This window comes from Mesorhizobium sp. M7A.F.Ca.AU.001.01.1.1 (assembly GCF_004022735.1).
Lineage (GTDB): Bacteria > Pseudomonadota > Alphaproteobacteria > Rhizobiales > Rhizobiaceae > Mesorhizobium > Mesorhizobium ciceri.
Window position 1 is genome coordinate 1 of the sequence record NZ_RZPF01000629.1, and the last position, 3,927, is coordinate 3,927.

The 3,927-nt window shown below is 63.2% G+C and carries 4 protein-coding genes; all 4 read left to right on the forward strand.

Annotated elements, in window-relative coordinates:
* On the forward strand, positions 1-1,065 hold a 1,065-nt coding region (locus tag EN884_RS28620), incomplete at its 5' end, for an ABC transporter substrate-binding protein (RefSeq protein WP_128360873.1).
* Positions 1,062-1,826, forward strand: coding sequence for a cyclase family protein (locus EN884_RS28625; RefSeq protein WP_244514254.1), 765 nt, complete (start codon positions 1,062-1,064; stop codon positions 1,824-1,826). The genes EN884_RS28620 and EN884_RS28625, both read left to right, overlap by 4 nt.
* Before the next feature lie 70 nt (positions 1,827-1,896).
* Positions 1,897-3,153, forward strand: coding sequence for a cysteine desulfurase-like protein (locus EN884_RS28630; RefSeq protein WP_063170430.1), 1,257 nt, complete (start codon positions 1,897-1,899; stop codon positions 3,151-3,153).
* Between the two features lies 1 nt (position 3,154).
* Positions 3,155-3,736 (forward strand): cupin domain-containing protein, encoded by a 582-nt coding sequence (locus EN884_RS28635; RefSeq protein WP_013528422.1) that lies wholly within the window; start codon positions 3,155-3,157, stop codon positions 3,734-3,736.
* Positions 3,737-3,927: the final 191 nt, after the last annotated feature.

The window sequence follows — 3,927 nt, forward strand, 5'->3', positions numbered from 1 at the left end:
AACCTGACCGGCATCCAGGCCTCGCTCGACGGTCCGATGCTGAATGGCGCCAAGCTGGCAGCGAGCGAAATCAACGCCGCCGGCGGCGTGCTCGGCCAGCAGATAGAACTGGTGATCTACGATTCCAAGAGCGATTCGACGACGATCTCGACCGTCGCCAGCCAGTTGATCGACAGCGACAAGGTCGTCGGCATCATCGGCTTCGCCGATTCCGACTCGGTGCTGGCCATCGGACCGCAGGTCCAGACGGCGCAGATACCGTTCATAACGCCAGGCGCGACCTCGCCGAAATTGCCTAGCCAGCTCGGCAACGAGATCTTCCTCGCCGCCTTCGGCGACAACGTTCAGGCTGCGGTTGGCGCGGAATTTGCGCTGAACAAGCTGAACGGCAAAACCGCCTACCTGCTGACCGACATCGGCACTGAATACACAACGCTGCTGTCGGACTACTTCGTCACCGCCTACGAGCATGGCGGGGGCAAGATTTTGGAGCGCGACACCTACAAGATCGGCGACAAGACCTTTACCGCGCAGATCGCCAAACTGAAGGCGCTGTCGCCGCAGCCAGACTTCGTCTATGCCTCGTCGAATGCCGAGGAAATCGGCCTGATCTTGAAGCAGATGCGCCAGGCCGGCATCAACCTGCCGGTGGTCGGCGGCGACGGCTACGACACGCCCTTGCTGATCCAGGTCGGCGGCGACGCGGCCAAGGACACCTACTTCACCACCCACGCCTATATCGGTGAGGGCGCCACCCCGAAGGTGCAGGCCTTTATCGACGCCTACACCAAGTCGGTCGGCAATGCCCCGGAGAACGCGTTCGCTGCGCTCGGCTACGACTCGGTCAAGCTGATGGCCGACGCGATCAAGCGTGCCGGTGCGCCGGATCCGGCCAAGATCCGTGACGCGCTGGCCGCTACGTCCGGGCTCGACGGCGTGACCGGCACGATCACCTACCGCCCGGGCATTTCGGTGCCGGACAAGTCGGTCTCGGTCATTGGTGTCAAGGACGGCAAGCTTGTCCTGGCAAGTGAAGCGGCACCGACCTTCGTCGCGGAGCCGTGATCTTGTCCACTCCGGGCTCCCTTTGGGACATCTACAGGTCGCGGCTCTCCGCCGCGACCTTCACCGACCTGACGCATGCGTTTCATCCGGGTCAGCCGCATTTCCCGGCCTTCCCGGACGAGGAGCGCAGTGCGTTGCTCGATTTTTCGAAGGGCGATGCCTTCCAGGTCCACCACTACGCCTTCGTCGGACAGTGGGGCACCCATGTCGATCCGCCGGTGCACTTCATCGACGGCGGCCGCTCGATCGACCAACTGCCGGTGGCGGAGATGCTTCTGCCGCTGGTCATCCTCGACATCAGCGACAGGGTCGCCGCCGATCCCGACGCGACGCCGACGCTCGACGATATTTCGGCCTGGGAGGCGCGGAACGGCCGTATCCCGGAAAAGTGTTTTGTCGCACTTCGCACCGGCTGGTGGCCGCGCTGGCCGGACCCCGTGGCGTTTCGGAACAAGTCGGCCGACGGTATCTCCCATGCGCCTGGTTGGTCGAAGCCGGTGCTGGAGGAGCTTTTGGAACGCCGCGGTGTTGCTGCGATCGGGCACGAGGGCATGGACACTGATCCCGGCCGTGCCACTTCCGCAGGTGACGCAAGCCTGGAATACTATGTGCTGTCGCGCGACTGCTGGCAGATCGAGCTCTTGGCCAATCTCGACAAGGTGCCCGAAGCCGGCGCGTTGATAATGGCAAGCTGGCCAAAGCCAAAGGCCGGATCTGGCTTCCCGGCTCGCGCTGTCGCCATCCATGAAGCGGCCGGCTGAACGCGTGAAGCCGCTGCTGGCGGCGGTCGAGGGGCCGCCGCACAACGATCATCAGACACGGAATTCAGACATGGATATAGATACAGTCCGCGATGCTTTTCCGGCGATGGCGAGAGGTGCCGAGCCGAAGAAGCGGATTTTCTTCGACAATCCCGCGGGAACCCAGATGGCGAGCCGTTCGATCGAGCGTATGACGCGTGTCATGATCGAAACCAACGCCAATCTTGGTGGCTATTTCGAAACCTCACTCGCGGCCCAGGCGATGGTCGACGACGCGCATCAGGCGATGGCCGATTTCTTCAATGCCGCCGACCGGCGTGAGGTGGTGTTCGGCCAGAACATGACAACTCTGACTTTCGCCGTCTCGCGCGCCATCGGCCGCGATCTGAACGCCGGCGACGCCATCGTGCTGACGCGCATGGATCATGACGCCAACGTCGCACCCTGGCTGATGCTGGCGGAGGATCGGGGGCTTGAAGTACGCTGGATCGACCTCGATCCAAAAACCTTCGAACTCGACCTGTCGACGCTGGAGGCGACTATCGACGAGGACGTCAAGCTGGTCGCTGTCGGCTATGCCAGCAACGTTACCGGCACGATCAACGACGTGAAGCGGATCGCGCAGCGCGCCCGCGCGATCGGGGCGCTGAGCTATATCGACGCGGTGCAGTTCGCGCCGCATGGGGTGATCGACGTCCAGGAGATCGGCTGTGATTTCCTGGTTTGCTCGGCCTACAAATTTTTTGGACCGCATCACGGGGTGTTGTGGGGCCGTTTCGATCTGCTGCAGGCGCTGACCGCCTATAAGGTGCGCGCGGCTTCCAATACGCCACCTGGAAAATTCGAGACGGGAACGACAAGCCGCGAGGCGCTTGCCGGGGTGCTTGGCGCCGTCGAGCACTATGCCTGGCTCGGACAGTCCTTCGGCAACGTCCACCCGCAGGCGACGCGGCGGGAGCGAATCGTCGCCGGCATTGAAGTCGCCGACCGTTATGAGCGTGTCCTGACAGCACGGCTGATTGCCGGATTGTCCAGAATTGATGGCGTCTTGATCCAGGGCATATCCGATGTGGCGGCGCTGGCGCGCCGTGTGCCTACCGTGTCGATCACCGTTGACGGAACCGATCCCGCGGACATCGCCAGGGCGATGGCAGAGGAAGGCATCTATCTCTGGCACGGTCACAATTACGGTTTGGAGCCAATCAAGCGGCTGGGGCTTGCGGACCGCAACGGTGTCGTCCGCATCGGGCTGGCTCATTACAACACCGAGGCGGAAGTCGATTTCCTGCTGGCGAAGCTGGCGGACTGGATGAAGACGCGGACCTGACATGCGCGACAGAAACGGAACCCCGAGGATCGGCGTCAAGCTGCGCCATGCCAGACAGGTGCTTGGCCTCAGCCTGGAAGAGCTCGGCGCCCGCATCGGGCTGACAGAGGGTTATCTCTCGAAGATCGAAAACGACCGCGCTACGCCGTCCATGGCGGCTCTGCACCGGCTGGTGCAGGCACTGGGCATCAACATGAACGCGATGTTCGGCACGCTGCAGCACAATGCCTCGGAAGTGTTCGTTTTGCGGCAAAACGAGCGTCCGCACATGGAGACGGGACATCGGCGTTCGGGCAACCATGTCGTGCTCGAGCAATTGGTGCCGTCCGGTCCGGAATATCTGCTGCAGATCAACGTCCACGTGATCGAGGCCGGCGGCGGCAGCCCCGAGTTGATCAGCCACAAGGGACAAGAGTTCGGCTACGTGCTCGAAGGTTCCGTCGAATTGCTGGTCGAGGCGAACGTGGTGGCACTCGAGGCAGGCGACGCGTTCTATTTCAACTCCGAACTCGGCCACGGCTACCGCAATATCGGTTCGACCACGGTCCGCATCCTCTGGGTCAACACGCCGCCGACATTCTGACCGCCTCCAGCGCGGCGCCGGATTTCGAGGGAGTTCTGCAGACGTCGTTCAATGAGCCAACGTCCACAGGACAACAGCCGCCGAGCCCAACCGTCCTGTTTCAATGCCCGAACGCGAGCGGCGGGGCCAGTCGGTCGCGCCGCAGCCAGCGCGCCAGCAGCAGCGCGGCCACCACGGCCAGCCCCGTCGAC

Excerpts from the sequence above, each read along its gene's own strand:
- EN884_RS28630 (WP_063170430.1), top strand. The coding sequence starts at position 1,897 with ATGGATATAGATACAGTCCGCGATGCTTTTCCGGCGATGGCGAGAGGT.
- EN884_RS28635 (WP_013528422.1), top strand. The coding sequence starts at position 3,155 with ATGCGCGACAGAAACGGAACCCCGAGGATCGGCGTCAAGCTGCGCCAT.